A 14,788-nucleotide genomic window follows, 5' to 3' on the forward strand; every position below is an offset into this window, starting at 1 on the left:
CACCATGTCGAGTGCTTTTTTCACTGGGCAGTAGTCGACCCCTACACCCCACCGTGTCGAGTGTTCTCGGAGACGACCAACCACAGGTCTCTCATCACACCCCACTGCGTCAACTGTTCGAGACGGGTGGCGCTCGCGTTCGAGCAGGAGGTCTCGACGCGTATCTGCGAGCGTAGTCGCCGCATCGGGGTATGCCGGAAGCTTCCGAGTTTCACGGTGTGTGAGTCCGCCGCGCGCTCGTACCGCGTCTTGATCGTCTTCGAACGGGCCAGCGTCGCGCCTCGTTCTTCGATGTACGCGAACGTTTCGAGCAGCAGTTGGGCGTGCTGGATCTGGTCGCAAATCCGGTTGCGTAACCGACCGTGCTGGACGAGATCCTGGGCCTCGACGATGTTCGAGTCGTCAACGCCGTCGTCGCTGCGCTCCTTCACCGCCTCGCCGCCGACTCTGAACATGAAGTAAGCAGCGAGTCGGTGGGCCGAGCGCTCGACACCCCACCGTGTCGAGTGCTTTCCTCGTTGGAGTAGCCAGTCAGATCTCCCACCCCACCGTGTCGAGTGTTCTCGATGAGAATTGAGGGTATGTCTCAGAACGCACCCCACTGTGTCGAGTGTTCTCGATGAGAATTGAGGGTATGTCCCAGAACACACCCCACTGCGTCGAGTGTTCGAGACGGGTAACTGAGCATCTCCGTGTCCCACCCCACCGTGTCAAGTGTTCCGTTCGGTTATTATCGATGAGGGCTGACCGAGTGACATTCCACTGCGTCAAGTGCTAACCGATAGACTGTGACTATCTGATTTTACACACGACACACTTGACACAGTGGTTTTATCCGTACGGACGGAATCAAACGCAGAGCGCGAGGCGAGACCGACGGCATTATTCAGGTCGGTATCTAAAAATAGATAACTCTCTTCATGTCATCGCTAGATCTCGAACCGGTCTCCAGACGAGAGAAACTCAACGCCTTCGGCAAAGATGGGAGAGAGGTCTTCCTCGATCGGTGAACAACTACTGATAGGATAGACAGTATTTATTCGAACCATGTCGACACTTCTTCGATCGATCCTTTCAATCTTCTCGGGAAAAGCGACGAATATACTAATAAGTCTGGTGTTCACTCCAATTTTGGTTCGGATCGTTTCCCAAGAACAGTACGGATTGTACGTCAGCGTATCCGCTGGGTTCTCGATTTTTGCTCTTCTCGCTGGGGGAGGATTGCTTGATTCAACTCGGAAGATCATCGCTGAGAACATCAAGGATCAAACGAAGATCTCAGAGATTATTTCTCTATCCGTCGTAATGAGTCTCGTATACGGGATCACTGCGGTGTTAATCGCTTCGATCAGCATACTGCTCGGGATCGTTCCGTCCCGCTACGTGCCGTTCATTTGGATTCTACTGATATCGGTGGTTTTTAAGAACGTTCTGAGTATCGTGAGAGGGAGCTTCTATGGGCAACAGCGGGAACACGTAGCTGAGGTTCTCAACATCGGAAGACGAGTTTTCTATGTGATTGTCGGACTGACCCTAGCGTACATCGGGTACGACCTGATCGGGTTGTTCACCGCTTACAGCATATCCTTCGTCGTTATCGGAGTACTTGGAATTATATATCTTTTCAGATATTTTGAGTTCTCAGCCCCTTCTATTGAGAACATCAGGAGGTACGGACGAGAGATAGCAGCGTTTGGGGGGTTTCAGTTGATCGGAGGACTGAGTGCGGCCTTCTTGTATAAGGTGGACATTCTCTTGGTCGAGTACTTTCGAACATCCACGGCAACCGCGCTGTACAACAGCGCCATCGTTCCGGCCGAGATGATCTGGTTCGTCCCGTCAGTCATCCAGATGGCGTTCTTACAACACACTGCGAACCTCTGGGCGGAGGATGATATCGAAAAAATAAACGAACAGATTCGAACTGGGGTCAAGTACAGTATACTAGCGTTGACGCTTTTTGGCGTCGGTCTGTTCGCTCTCGCCGAACCGTTTCTTCAGGTTTATTTTGGCTGGAATTACGTAGCTGCCGCAGACACATTGCAATTGCTTATCTTAGGAACGTTCTTTTTCGGGATCAGCCGTGTGATAGTTCCCGTCTTTCAGGCAACCGGGTGGGTGAGACACACAGAACTGATGACCGTTGGGGCCCTTCTACTCAACGTCCTGTTGAACATTGTGTTGATCCCTCGGTACGGAATCATCGGAGCAGGGATCGGAACGTCGATCTCGTACGTCATGCTGTTCGTCGGAAACGTCTGTATCTGGTTTTACACTCCATTTGAAGTAGTGCCTCTCCTATGGGCCACTCGACTTGTACTCGCGCAGGGTGTGTTCGCCGCCGTGTTCCTTGCGGTCGTCTACATTGTCGAGTTCTCTTCCTTGGTTTCTCTTCTCGTATTTCCACCGTTGGGGTTGGTATTGTTTATCGGAATTAATATCATTTTTGGATATATTCCACTAAGTAAAATTTTGTATCGTATATCTCAATTGTAGAGTAAGTTTAAAACCAATAATATAAAAAATGAATGTCCAAATTGGATTCAAGCGGAAGAGCCTGATGTCAGAGGTGTACAGTAGCTCAACTCATGATAATATGATGCCCTACTACTTTGTAAATACGCTCTTCGGAAGCAGATTGGCCTTGACAAACTGTTGTTCGCGTCCTACTCGTTCCTCCGGTTCAACACCAGCATCCGCCAGCTAGACGCTGAAATCGACGTTTCGTATCGCTCGCTCCGCCAGCGCGTCGAGCAGTTCGTCAGAACGCTCGACGCGCCAGACATCCCTCTCGTTGGCCCGGTTGATATCGACGAGTTCTATGTCTCTGCCGAGAAGAAAGGCTGCGAGCGCGAGGGCGACGGTGGCTCTCGCCACATCAAGGCGTCTCAACGGACAAACTGACAGCGTATCTCAGACCGCTCCAATTTCGGCGGCGAATCCTCCGCAAACCGGGACGAGAAGCACTGAAACAGATTATTCGAGAAGTTCTCTGACTCACCAACAATGTATTTCACAAGAGCGCCGTCATATATGTGTGTAGGAGTGATTAAAGATTTGAAATCTGCTGAAAGCTACCGCTTACAATTTCCGTCAAAGCGTTCGACATCCATGAAATCTGCCGCGGTAGACCGAAACTACAGAAGCATTATAGTGAAAATATAAAGCAAACCCCCGAGTCAATGATAAAAGATACATAACCTGCGGGGTATATAACAGATGATCCATGGAAGTAACGAAAGCAGTTATTCCAGCGGCAGGGTTCGGAACTCGGTTTCTTCCAGTGACCAAGTCACAGCCAAAGGAAATGATGCCAGTTCTAGATAAACCAACGATTCAGTACGTCGTTGAAGAAGCTATTGAGGCCGGAATTGATGACATTCTGATCGTTACTGGACGCGGAAAGCAGGCTATCGAGCGCCATTTCGACAAATCGTATGAACTTGAAGAGGAATTGGAAGCGGACGGGAAATTTGATCGTCTTGAGCAAGTACGGGATATCGCTGATCTCGCAGACATTCATTACGTCCGTCAGAAGGAACGAGAAGGACTAGGAGATGCGGTACTGTATGCTCAAAACCACGTCGGCGATGAACCGTTTGCACTCCTACTCGGCGATACAATCATCAAGAATGAAACGCCGTGTACCCAATCTCTTGTTACAGCCGCAGAAGAATACGAAACCTCTGTTCTCTCACTTGAACGAGTGCCGTGGGATGATGTCTCTTCGTACGGAATCGCGGATGTTGATGAAGTAAATTCAACTTCTGAAAGCTTTCCGGTCAACGATTTCGTAGAAAAACCATCACAGGAGGAAGCACCCTCAAACCTCGCGATTACTGGAAGATATATTCTCACGCCAGACATCTTTGAAAAGCTTGAAACAACGGGGCATGGCGTCGGAGGTGAGCTGCAACTGACCGATGCAATCCGGAAGCTCGACGTGGTACGTGGTGTTGAGCTTGATGGCGATCGTTACGATATCGGAAACATCCCGTCGTGGCTTCAGGCAAATGTCGAATTGGCACTAAGATACGACAATAGTGAGATCAACGCAGCCGTTGAGACGCTGCTCGGAGATTGGGCTGAATGAGTCGTCTTCTTGTCACTGGTGCCGCAGGATTTCTCGGATCACACCTCTGCGATGAGTTGCTAGCCAACGGACATGAAGTCATCGGAATGGACAATCGGGTGAGCGGTCGAACGGAAAATCTCGATGACACCTTTGAGCATGATCGCTTCTCATTTTATGATCACGATGTTACAGAGTTCATCCATATCTCTGGAGAACTAGATGCCGTTCTACACCTAGCGAGCCTCGCCTCACCGGTGTTCTACCGGGATCATCCGATCAAGACACTGAAGGTTGGCGCGCTTGGAACGCACAAGACGCTCGGACTCGCCAAGGAGAAGGATGCAACCTACCTGTTCACGTCCACGAGTGAGGTATACGGAGATCCCGAAATAAACCCACAACCAGAAGAATACTGTGGGAATGTAGATCCGTACGGTCCCCGATCGTGCTACGACGAGTCAAAACGATACGGCGAATCACTAGTTAGGGCATATCGCGACAAGCACAATCTCGATGTTCGAGTCGCTCGTATCTTCAATACATATGGTCCACGGATGCGTCTCGATGACGGTCGTGTGATCCCGAACTTCGCGAAACAAGCGTTAACCGGAAGAGACCTTACCGTCTACGGGGATGGTGAGCAGACCCGGAGCTTTTGTTATGTATCGGATATGATCCGCGGACTCATTGCGCTGCTGGAGTCAGATGTTCAATCCCCCGTGAACATCGGAAACCCCGACGAACGAACAATAAATGAGCTAGCCAAGTTCGTGTTAGACATTACGGGGAGTGAAAGCGGGATAGTACATGAGGATCTCCCTCCACAGGATCCACAAGTTCGACGACCTGACATCTCGAAAGCACAGCAAGAACTGGACTGGTCTCCACGAGTGCCTCTAGATGACGGACTGGAAGCGTCTATCGAATACTTCAATACGCAACTATAGAACCACATTCAGGACGTCACTTTCTCAGTAGAGATTTGTAGAGATCTTCTTGTCGCTTACTAATTTTAGTGTAATCATATTCTAATTCGACCCATTTCCGGCCCTTATATGCATACCGACCGATTTCCTTGGGATTTTCTACAAAATACTCTAATTCATCAGCGAGACGAGAGATGTCACGTTCCGGTGCTAACCGACCGGTCTCTCCGTGTCGCACCCCCTCCGGGATGCCATTGTGAAAGGTTGTAACCGGAGGAGTTCCCGTAGCTTGTGCCTCTTGAAAAACAAGCCCCTGTCCCTCCATGTCACCGTCGGGGGTGGTAACGCTCGGTTGTATGTAGAGGTGAGCCATTTGCATCAATTCTGAAACACGTTCTTGTGAGACTCTCCCAACAAATTCAATCTCATCTAAAATACCAACACCTGAGGCAATCTCACGATATTCCGGTGTCAAATATCCGTCACCAGCGATAGTGTATGATAAGTCAACCCCCCTTTTTTTCAGCTGACTTACCGCCCGAATGGCATATCCAATTCCCTTTTTATCCGTATGCCTACAAGTTGACACTAACTGGAGTTCGTCGTTCGGATCGTATTCCGTGGGCGAAAATTGAAACAGATCCGGATCAATACCGATGGGTAGTGTGGTGGTAATCTCCTCTGGACAACCAGCCATCAGCATTTTTGAACGAATATGCTCACTAATTCCAATCGCCAGATCAACGGATTCCCAATGATTTGTCCTCGTATAATAGCTGTAGTTGTTGGGATGAAGTCGTTTCGTGACATCGTATCCATAGTACGTGGCAACGAATGGAGTATCTGGGTTTTTTCTTGGGAGAAAATCCCAAGTGCGAGCAATGGGGCCGAAATGTGCGTGACATATATCAAATTGGGATGGATCGTAGAGAGCATTCTGCGCGGCCAGACGATCGGGCCCGTCCTTTCTGTGCTTTACTGCGGACAGTACATCGGAAACGGATTGTGGTCCTGATATCGATTTCAGGTACTGTTTGATTCCCGCAGAATATGTGTGAATACCTTCTATATAATTGACACGTTTTTCCATATCGTAGTCATCAAGTATTGAGTGTTCAGCAGGCGAATCAACCTTTCCCTGACTAAACACTGTTACATCGTGTCCAAGATCGAGTAAGGAGGCAACTTGGTTTATAATAAATGTTTCAGAGTATCGGGGAAATGCCGGTGTTAAAAATGCTATTTTCATGATGTTAATTTTAATAGCGGGTTTTTGTGCTTTCCGGTTTAAAGATCAAGCCTATGCGGCACAATTGCGAAACCCATTTTTGAATAATACTATTGATATAGCCTCGCGTTAAGTTTGACGTGAATTGTGGTAGACGGCGAAGGCTTCGAGCCAGTTTTGAGCTGTCTCTAACGCGACATTGCTAAAACTATTCGCAAACGATGGTGTTCGTTGTTCTATCTCCCAAAAGACACGTTCGATGGCGTTCCGATTTCTATGTCGAATGGCTTGAAATCGATAGCCGTCTTCCGCGAGTACTGATCCGAGATAGTCTGCGTCATCGGCGCGAAATTCGACGTTATTCAGCTGATAGCGCCGGTGTAGTTCGGTGAGAAACCATCGCGTCGTCTGTTTGTTTGCGGTCGGATAGAGGCTCACGTGGAGGATCTCGTTCATCTGTGGATCAACCGCGCCGTACAGCCAGAACTGTTGGCCGTGGAGGCGGATCATCTTTTTGTCAACCGCGAGTTGATCCTCTGAGACGGTCGAGATCGGCTGTAGATCGGCTTTATGAACCCAATTATGGATCGCGACATGACTCCGCTTGATCCCAAATAGCTCAAGATGTTTACTTACCTCTCGTAGTGACATACCGGCCAGGTGACAGCGGATCCCTATTTCAATCGCCCAGCGCGGAGTTCGATCTCGCTCCACAAATGACAAGTCGATCCACGCGATACATTCACTGAGGCGGTCGAATTCTGTCATAGACACTCAGAACTCGTCCGCCTCATCCTCTAACTTAACGCGACCTGATAGTCTTCCACAATGTATTTTAACTCTCATCTCTCAATGTTCAATATAAATCGGTGGATTAGTTTGTTACAGTATTATTAGAATGAAAAGAATATACATTCCACTGTTAGTGGTGCTATCAACATTAGGATCAGCAGAAATAACTGTACCATCTTTAGTTCTTTATGGCTTGGTGGGAATTTGTCTCGTTATTATTTCAGCAAAGTATGCTATCTTCAACTCTATTTTTGTATTAAACAAACAGATATTGGTGCTATTATTGTCTTTCATTACCGTATATATTTTAGCATCAGTTATTGGAGCCACGACTACGGGGCTCACACTCGATTTTATATTGTTTATTGGCCTTTGTTACTGTCTTCTTGTAATAATATATATACTACCAAGGATCACACTGACTGTTGATCTATTGTATTGGATTTCTATTATTTCTGCCGTTATTAGCTTTTTTGGACTACTATCGTTGGTTATTGGCGAATATAACTTGGTTATCACATCTGTTTTGATCAATGAATATAATACTGTATCATATTTAGATTCGTTTATAGAAATCTCACCCATAGAATCAATTATGGGTAACGAGAATGGATTAGCCCATCTTGCTGGAATTGGTGTGCTCTCCTCTTTGATATTAGCCAAGACCCACAATGGAGCGCGGTACTACGTTCTAACATTTGTATCACTGTCGGCTTTGATATTTACTGGAAGTCGGGGGGGATATCTAGTGACTGGAATAGGGATATTCATGTTATCCATAGCATACATTGAAGAAAATCACATAAGTATTAACCTATCTAGGATATCGATACATGGATTCTTTTTAAGCACATATCTATATTTCATTTTAATTTTAATTTACTCACCAAATATATTAAATAATCTTCCAATACATTTAGCTGGGAGAGTAGATCTTTGGAATGCTACTCACTATATTGTTAGTTCGAATATTTTGACTGGCACAGGATATACAGCGAAGTCTATTACTGGTGTAGCACAAACAAACGGAATTTTGATAGTTCAAGAAACGTTACCGGCGCATCTTCATGGGCTATCTCCACATAATTCTTACCTTCGAGTATTTTTGCACACCGGAGCTATTGGTGGATTTTTATATATTCTACTACTACATATCTGCCTATATCGAATATCAACCATAACTGACAGTACTATAAGGTATGCTGGAATCTGTCTTGGGATTGTATATGTTGTGATGCAGCACGTAGAATCTTTTTCAATAATAGGATTCAACATTCATTCTCTGATTTTTGCTTTGATAATCGGATATGGAATTCAAAGCAAAAAGGAAATACAATCAACGGCTGTAAGAACCAATAGACAGTCCAAATGAGAGAAGGTCCAGACAATATCCGTGTCAGTATAGTCGTCCCTTCATATAGCCGTCCTAATATGTTAGAAGAGGCTATAAGAAGTATACTTAGTCAGACCTACGAAGATTTCGAGGTTATTGTTGTTGATGATGGATCGCCTAAACCGTTGAAAAATGTGATAGATAAGATATCAGATAAGAGGGTGAGATATTATCGATTAGACAAAAACAAAGGGGCAAATGTAGCACGAAATGCAGGTATAGATAAAGCGACTGGGAACTATATCGCTTTTCTAGATGACGACGATCGATGGGAACAGTCAAAATTAGAAGAACAGGTAACAGTTCTAGATAATAACCCTAATATTGGATTTGCATATACTGGTCAGAAATTTGTCGATGAAACTGGGAAAGTAATTAAAACAAAAATACCATCTCAAAGTGGAGATGTGAAAAAATATTTGTTGAGAGGTGGTTATATTGGTGGCTTTTCGTCAATAATGTTAAGAGAAAATTTGATATCCATAGCTGGAAAACCAGATCCAGAATTACCCATACTTCAAGATACTGAATGGTGGCTTCGATTATCCAAAAAGGCTCATTTCACCCCAATTGAAAAACCACTTGTCATCCGCCGGATGGGCGATTATCAACAAATAGGAGATAAGTATGAACAGCTTCGTGACGTAGCGTACCCAAAGGTATACAACAAACATAAGCAAATGGCTGCTGATGAAGGAATAGTATATAAACTCTTATTTAAATCGTATTTATTGAATTATATCGGTTCGTTGGCTCTGTCAAAGGGCAGGTCAAACGATGCGAGAGAATACCTTTTGAAATCCTGGTTGTGTAACCCGTTCTCAGTTGATTCTGCTTTGCGATTTATTATCTCACTTGGAGGGAGTAGAATGTATCACAAAATCAGAGCGATTGTTAATAAATTACATCCTAAGCGAAAAAGATAGGCAAAATGTGCTTCTAGTATAAAAACCAGTGCAAAAAACAACTTATGGAATAGAACTACGGAATAACATGAGATAGAATACTGTAAACTTTGTACTCTGTCTCATGGTTGGTTCAACTATTTAAAGTTTGCACCTAAGTCATGACCCAAATGTAACTAAAACATCTAATATATTTGCGACTATTTCTGTTCAATTTGTTTAAATACAGATTCCATGTCCGTCACGGACTTTGAGATGTCAAATTTCTCTTTCACCGTTTGCCTCCCATTTCTTCCTAGTTTAGATCTTTTCGTTGGGTTATCAAGAAGTTCTTTAATTGCTATAGTGAGTTCATTCAAGTCTTTAGGTGGTACTAATATTCCATCATACTTATCCGTGATGAGTTCCGGGATTGCAGACACTGTGGTAGAAACGCAGGCAGTCTCCGAGGCCATCGCCTCTTTCAAAACGACAGGCATAGCATCACGATCTCCATCACTAGCGATAACACATGGTAACAGAAAAACCGAAGCCTCACTCAGTTCTATCTTTAATTGCTTATCGGACACGTGCCCAAGGAATTCAACGTGCTCTTGAATGCCACACTCCTCAACTCTCTCTCGAAGCAGCTCTTCTCTTTCTCCTGTTCCGACAATGTGATATTCGATATCGTACCCTTGTTCAACCAGACGAGCAACAGCATTGATTCCGTACTCGTGCCCTTTTTTCTCAGTTAAGCGTCCGACTGTGAGAACTCTATTTGGAACGGTCTCCGCACAGGAGTCGAATTTGCTTACCGTCGTCGTCGCCGGTACCTTTGTGATCGAGTTCTGTACACCGATTTCGTTTTGTAAATACTCTTTGTTATATTCGGAAGGCACGAAAACGTGGTTAACGTTTTCGCAGACGTATCGAACTTGGTCCAGCGTTAAGTCACTGAATATCTCGTACGCATGGGCGGTCACTGTAGACTGTATGTCGCGATATTGTGTTGCATAAATCTGAGCTATCTTTACGTTGTTTGCGAAATGCCCATGAACGATATCGATGTCGAAATTCAGATTATCAATGAAATTAAGTAAGTGGTTTCCGATTACGATATTCACACCAACGATTTCCATCGGAAATAGCGGCAGAGTAGATTTTAGAATATTAAATGCCTGTGAGCTGAACAACCTTTTAGGAAGTAGTCGTGTAACATCTGTGTAAGAGAGATCCACGTAGTATACTGGGATGTCTAAATCATAGAATTCATCATGAGTGATTTCTTTGTTACCTTCTCTCAAAGCAAATACCGCAATATTATGTCCTCTGTTATATAATTCGTGAATCTCATTCAGTACAAATGTTTCTGATATTTTTGGAAATTCATTAGTATAGTACAGGATATTCATTATTTATCCTATGATACGGATTAGTCGTATATGATGAATAATCTGACGATGTTGTTCGAAATAAATTTTATCAATGTCCAAGCAGTCTACACTGAACGTTCCGTAGAATTCGGAGCATCATCCGTCTTTAGTTAAGCGAGAAACCGCGTGATAGCGGCGGCTTATCGAGGCATCTTTCGGAAGGAATGAGGAAGTCCAGTCTGTGCACGACAAGGACTCCTTACCTCGGATTATGCGTCGGCTCACTACACTGTTTCCCTCTGAGTTCCTCGAAGAGCACGCCGAGGAACTCGGCGTGGTCGAACGTGACCGCAAGCTCCAGATCCCTGCCTTCGTTTGGGGGTCCGTGTTCGGCTTCGCCGCAGGCGAAAGCCGAACACTCGCCGGGTTTAGACGCTGTTACAACTCTACTGCCGACGCTCTTCGGTAGACTGGCGGAACTAGCGGAATACATTGACAGCGATACAGTCCACGAGACTGTGGATCGGTGCCCCAGTAAGGTTCAGTGACCGGAGGAAGCCGTAGGTCCGAGCGGCCTGTTCCAAGCCCTGCTTGGACAGGCCGCGGAACTTCGCCAACCACGGTTGGAGCAGTGACCAGAGACACTCTACCTGGTTCGTGTGGACGCCTTTGTCGGACACGTACCTCTCGTCGTGGACAACGTATTGGTGATCGTGCTCCATGCCTCGGTAAGCTGGCAGTCCATTGGTCCAGACCTCTCCCAGCGGCTGGGAGAGGTCGTCTGCTTCCTCGATAACTGGCCCAAGGTCATCTTCATAGTCGCTTCCTTCCTGAGCTGAGACCACGCGAAGCACGTCGCGGCACGCCGCGACGAGCGTCAGTTCGTCACCCTGATTCCCTGTCCAGCGGGTACGTCCACCCTCGGGTGACCCGCCGCGGTTGAGTCCCTCCCGCGGCGGATCTTGGCCTTTGAAGCCCGAACACACCTGCTGTGTTTCATCGACCTGTGTTGGCCCATCGACTGTCTGGGAGATGCGCTCCCAGACAGTCGGAAATCCCCGACAGAACGCGGTTTCAAACTCTCTGAGCTGGTCGTGAAGCGTCGTGTAACACGGTGAGAGGAGTTCAGCGATTTGGGTAATGCTGAGGAGTGTGTCAGCGTAGAGGATGAAGGCGATGAGGAACTCACCTGGGGTGAGTTCCGAATCGTAGAAGGGTGTCCCTCGCGTGTACGTGGTTTTCCAGTCACAGCGGCCACACCAGATACGGTCACCTATGAAAGCCTGCTAGCGCAACAAACCACGTCTGCGATACTATACTTTTCGCCAAGATCGACCCGATCGTGTCCATGGAAAGAAACCGCAAGCAGTCACGGTGACAGCTCAGGAATCGGCCGGCAGGCGGTCAGAACGTGAATAGTTTAGCTGTGGCTCACGACTGCTGCGGCCGGCCGATGAGGGCCGCCGAGCCGGCGGCCCTCAGTAACTCACCTCTTGTGGATCAGATTCCTCCATGCGGTCGAGCATTTAGAAGATCGGTACGAGCTGCTGCTGCGCTGATGGGTGGTATGTGCGTAAATGGAGCAACACCTATTCGGGCTCGCCGCCTGGATGCTGGCGGCATCCGGGCGGCCTCCCATGATGGTGCTTCCTTGGCACGTAAGCCAATCAGAGCCACGCGTTCTGAGACGCTGTTGAATCATCGGCCTTTGACCACCCCAGTACCTATTTACGCACCCTGGGGACTTAGCAGGCTTTCATCCCATCAGAGCCGTTGAGAGCGTGGAGGTTGTCTGCGCCGCAGTGTGGACAGGAGCGTTCTTCCCAGATCGTCTTGAGACGCCGCTCGACGATGGCGTCGAGCGGCTCGGCCCGAAATTCTATTACCCCAAGCGCTCTTCTATAGGAGATTGTTGATACTGGCGAGCTGTCGCTGTCGTGTCGAAGAGGACAAGGACACCGCGTCAGCGGTGTCCGACACGGATGATTCCGCTAGATGCGTTTGGGTCGGAATCGGTCGCAGCGGACCTGTTACAGCAGGTTCGCTGGCGTGACGGCGTTTCCTGTCCTCGCTGCCGTTCTGACCGAACGGTCAGAAACGGCAGCTACGGGCACTTTCAGCGGTATCTCTGTAAGGATTGCGACCGCACGTTCAACGGTAAGACCGGCACAATCTTCGCTCACTCGAAGATCGCACTCCGCAGATGGTTGTTCTCGATCTACGCGCTTTTGCGGTTTAACACCAGTCTCAGGCAACTACAGTGCGAAATCGATGTCACCTACAAAACGATCCACAGGCGTGTCGAGCGCTTCACCGAAGCGCTCGACGCGCCGTCACTCGATCTCCGTGGCCCGGTTGAAATTGACGAGTTCTACGTCTCTGCCGGCTTGAAAGGCCGCGAGCGCGACCGCTGGTCGCGCTCTCGCGGCCTCTCACGACGTGGACGCGGAACGTATGATCAAGACAAACCACCCGTGTTCGTCCTCGTGGATCGCGGCACCGAGCAACGGTACGTTGTGCCGGCGAAATCCGCAGACGAATCGACGATCCGGCTCCTGCTGGCTGACCGCCAGCAGGAGCCTCTCACTGTCTATACCGACGGATTTCGTGCGTACGATCCGCTTATTGAAGACGAGAAATTCGACCGCGAATACGTCGTTCACGGAGACGGTGAGTACGCCGACGAGGAGGTCCACGTGAACACCTGCGAGAGCCACGCGTCGCTGGCGCGACGGTGGCTCTCGCCGCATCGAGGCATCTCAAAAGATCGCCTCACACAGTATCTCCGAGCGTTCCAACTCAGACGAGAACTCTACCGCAAACCCGGACGAAAAGCGCTCAAACACGCCGTCAAAGCCACTCTCTGAAATCAACAATGTGCTACAGAAGAGCGTACCCCAAGTTCCGCAAGTTCCGATAGCCTCTGGCCGAAGGCAGGACGGTCTTCATACATACCCGTTTTTGCCGGGCCAGAGGCACTACTGCTCCTGGTTCCGCCAGTCTACTGAAGAGCGACTGCCGATGAGACGATTGCGCCAGGTGGATTCTATCAGCGGTTGACACCGACGCTTGCGGAGTACCTCCGCGACCTCGTTGAGCGCGGCCTCGACGAGGTCGCTGTTCCTAACGCTGTTGACGCTGATATCGACCGATTTAGAGACGTGATGGTCGCTGATGGAACGGTGTTGCGGTTACACGAACTTCTCTCGGATCAGTTCGAAGCCCGCCACGAGGAGCAGGCTAGAGCGAAGCTCAACCTGCTCCACAATGCCACAGAGCAGACGATTGAACAGCTCGATACTGCTAACGAGAAAACGCACGACAGCACCTTGTTCAAAACAGGGCCGTGGCTTGCGAACCGGCTCATGCTGTTCGATCTCGCCTACTTCAAGTACCGCCGGTTTGCGCTGATCGACGAAAACGACGGCTACTTCGTGAGTCGGCTGAAGCAGAACGCGAATCCGCTGATTACCGGGGAGCTACGGGAATGGCGCGGCCGCGCCATTCCCTTAGAGGGCAAGCAGCTCCGAGCTGTTCTCGATGATCTTGACCGGAAATACATCGATGTGGAGGTCGAAGTCGAATTCAAACGGGGGCCATACAATGGGACACAGTCGCTGGATACGAATCGGCTTCGCGTCGTCGGCGTCCGCGACGAGGACGCCTACGACTACCACCTGTACATGACGAATTTAGCTAGGGAAGAGTTTTTTTCAGCTGATTTAGCGGAGATCTACCGCTGTCGGTGAGAAGTTGAGTTGCTGTTCCGGGAGCTGAAGACGCAGTACGAATTGAACGAGTTCGACACGAGTGACGAACGCGTGGTGAGGATCTTATTGTACGCAGCGTTGCTGTCGCTGCTTGTAAGCTGTGATCTGTTGGATCTAGTCACTGAGCAGGCGGATGATGAGCTTGTGTTTCCGACAGAGCGCTGGGCGGCGACCTTCCGGTTGCACGCCCAGCTCATTCTCCACGAACTCGGTGAGTTCCTCGGCTACTCACCACCGCCGCTGCTCGGCCGGCTGATCGAAGACGCTCAAAAGATCCACAAGCAACGACCAATCTTACAAGAGACACTCGCTACCGCTACACAACCGAGGTGTGAGGCTTAACT

10 protein-coding genes and 4 pseudogenes are annotated in these 14,788 nt (G+C 48.4%); 9 read left to right on the forward strand and 5 right to left on the reverse strand.

Annotation, left to right across the window (positions count from 1 at the left end; genetic code table 11):
• Nucleotides 1-41 precede the first annotated feature (41 nt).
• On the reverse strand, nucleotides 42-455 hold the full coding sequence (locus tag EXE50_RS17660) for a hypothetical protein (RefSeq protein WP_241982636.1): 414 nt from the start codon (nucleotides 453-455) through the stop codon (nucleotides 42-44).
• A 592-nt stretch (nucleotides 456-1,047) separates the two neighbouring features.
• On the opposite strand from EXE50_RS17660, the gene EXE50_RS06285 reads away from it, so the two are divergent.
• From EXE50_RS06285 to EXE50_RS06300, 4 genes and pseudogenes are all read left to right on the forward strand, one after another.
• Nucleotides 1,048-2,496: an oligosaccharide flippase family protein gene (locus EXE50_RS06285; RefSeq protein ID WP_137704627.1), complete on the forward strand. Its 1,449-nt coding sequence runs from the start codon at nucleotides 1,048-1,050 to the stop codon at nucleotides 2,494-2,496.
• Nucleotides 2,497-2,634: 138 nt separating this feature from the next.
• Nucleotides 2,635-2,996 (forward strand): annotated as a pseudogene (locus EXE50_RS06290) (hypothetical protein); the annotation flags it as partial.
• Nucleotides 2,997-3,226: 230 nt separating this feature from the next.
• A complete protein-coding gene (gene galU / locus EXE50_RS06295) occupies nucleotides 3,227-4,093 on the forward strand; it encodes a UTP--glucose-1-phosphate uridylyltransferase GalU (protein ID WP_137704628.1) in 867 nt (288 codons plus the stop codon).
• Complete coding sequence (locus EXE50_RS06300; protein WP_137704629.1) at nucleotides 4,090-5,022, forward strand: UDP-glucuronic acid decarboxylase family protein; 933 nt, start codon at nucleotides 4,090-4,092, stop codon at nucleotides 5,020-5,022. Before galU ends, EXE50_RS06300 begins: the two co-directional genes overlap by 4 nt.
• Nucleotides 5,023-5,038: 16 nt before the next feature.
• Here the strand turns inward: EXE50_RS06300 and EXE50_RS06305 are convergent, their stop codons facing one another.
• Together EXE50_RS06305 and EXE50_RS06310 are read right to left on the reverse strand one after the other, a co-directional pair.
• Nucleotides 5,039-6,250, reverse strand: a complete 1,212-nt coding sequence (locus tag EXE50_RS06305; protein WP_137704630.1) for a glycosyltransferase — start codon at nucleotides 6,248-6,250, stop codon at nucleotides 5,039-5,041.
• 108 nt (nucleotides 6,251-6,358) lie between these two features.
• Nucleotides 6,359-6,997 (reverse strand): IS6 family transposase, encoded by a 639-nt coding sequence (locus EXE50_RS06310; protein ID WP_137704631.1) that lies wholly within the window; start codon nucleotides 6,995-6,997, stop codon nucleotides 6,359-6,361.
• 619 nt (nucleotides 6,998-7,616) lie between these two features.
• Between EXE50_RS06310 and EXE50_RS17130 the strand changes: the two genes are divergently transcribed.
• The gene (locus EXE50_RS17130) at nucleotides 7,617-8,393 is read left to right on the forward strand and encodes an O-antigen ligase (protein ID WP_158293653.1); all 777 of its coding nucleotides are present in this window, start codon (nucleotides 7,617-7,619) and stop codon (nucleotides 8,391-8,393) included.
• A complete protein-coding gene (locus EXE50_RS06320; RefSeq protein ID WP_137704633.1) occupies nucleotides 8,390-9,340 on the forward strand; it encodes a glycosyltransferase family 2 protein in 951 nt (316 codons plus the stop codon). The genes EXE50_RS17130 and EXE50_RS06320 overlap by 4 nt, the downstream gene beginning before the upstream one ends.
• 179 nt (nucleotides 9,341-9,519) lie before the next feature.
• Here the strand turns inward: EXE50_RS06320 and EXE50_RS06325 are convergent, their stop codons facing one another.
• Complete coding sequence (locus tag EXE50_RS06325) at nucleotides 9,520-10,713, reverse strand: glycosyltransferase (RefSeq protein WP_137704634.1); 1,194 nt, start codon at nucleotides 10,711-10,713, stop codon at nucleotides 9,520-9,522.
• 232 nt (nucleotides 10,714-10,945) lie between these two features.
• On the opposite strand from EXE50_RS06325, the pseudogene EXE50_RS06330 reads away from it, so the two are divergent.
• Nucleotides 10,946-11,131: pseudogene (locus EXE50_RS06330) on the forward strand (IS4 family transposase); the annotation flags it as partial.
• A gap of 22 nt (nucleotides 11,132-11,153) precedes the next feature.
• Here the strand turns inward: EXE50_RS06330 and EXE50_RS06335 are convergent.
• Nucleotides 11,154-11,945, reverse strand: a pseudogene (locus tag EXE50_RS06335) (IS1595 family transposase); the annotation flags it as partial.
• A gap of 711 nt (nucleotides 11,946-12,656) precedes the next feature.
• Here EXE50_RS06335 and EXE50_RS06340 point away from each other — a divergent pair.
• Entirely contained in the window at nucleotides 12,657-13,541 is an 885-nt protein-coding gene (locus EXE50_RS06340; protein ID WP_137704635.1) for an IS1595 family transposase, read from the forward strand.
• A 144-nt stretch (nucleotides 13,542-13,685) separates the two neighbouring features.
• Nucleotides 13,686-14,786: pseudogene (locus EXE50_RS06345) on the forward strand (IS4 family transposase); the annotation flags it as partial.
• Nucleotides 14,787-14,788 lie beyond the last annotated feature (2 nt).

Origin of the sequence: Halorubrum sp. ARQ200 (assembly GCF_005435115.1) — an archaeon.
Classification (GTDB): Archaea; Halobacteriota; Halobacteria; order Halobacteriales; family Haloferacaceae; genus Halorubrum; species Halorubrum tropicale.

Excerpts from the sequence above, each read along its gene's own strand:
- EXE50_RS17660 (WP_241982636.1), bottom strand. The coding sequence starts at position 455 with ATGTTCAGAGTCGGCGGCGAGGCGGTGAAGGAGCGCAGCGACGACGGC.
- EXE50_RS06285 (WP_137704627.1), top strand. The coding sequence starts at position 1,048 with ATGTCGACACTTCTTCGATCGATCCTTTCAATCTTCTCGGGAAAAGCG.
- galU (WP_137704628.1), top strand. The coding sequence starts at position 3,227 with ATGGAAGTAACGAAAGCAGTTATTCCAGCGGCAGGGTTCGGAACTCGG.
- EXE50_RS06300 (WP_137704629.1), top strand. The coding sequence starts at position 4,090 with ATGAGTCGTCTTCTTGTCACTGGTGCCGCAGGATTTCTCGGATCACAC.
- EXE50_RS06305 (WP_137704630.1), bottom strand. The coding sequence starts at position 6,250 with ATGAAAATAGCATTTTTAACACCGGCATTTCCCCGATACTCTGAAACA.
- EXE50_RS06310 (WP_137704631.1), bottom strand. The coding sequence starts at position 6,997 with ATGACAGAATTCGACCGCCTCAGTGAATGTATCGCGTGGATCGACTTG.
- EXE50_RS17130 (WP_158293653.1), top strand. The coding sequence starts at position 7,617 with ATGGGTAACGAGAATGGATTAGCCCATCTTGCTGGAATTGGTGTGCTC.
- EXE50_RS06320 (WP_137704633.1), top strand. The coding sequence starts at position 8,390 with ATGAGAGAAGGTCCAGACAATATCCGTGTCAGTATAGTCGTCCCTTCA.
- EXE50_RS06325 (WP_137704634.1), bottom strand. The coding sequence starts at position 10,713 with ATGAATATCCTGTACTATACTAATGAATTTCCAAAAATATCAGAAACA.
- EXE50_RS06340 (WP_137704635.1), top strand. The coding sequence starts at position 12,657 with ATGATTCCGCTAGATGCGTTTGGGTCGGAATCGGTCGCAGCGGACCTG.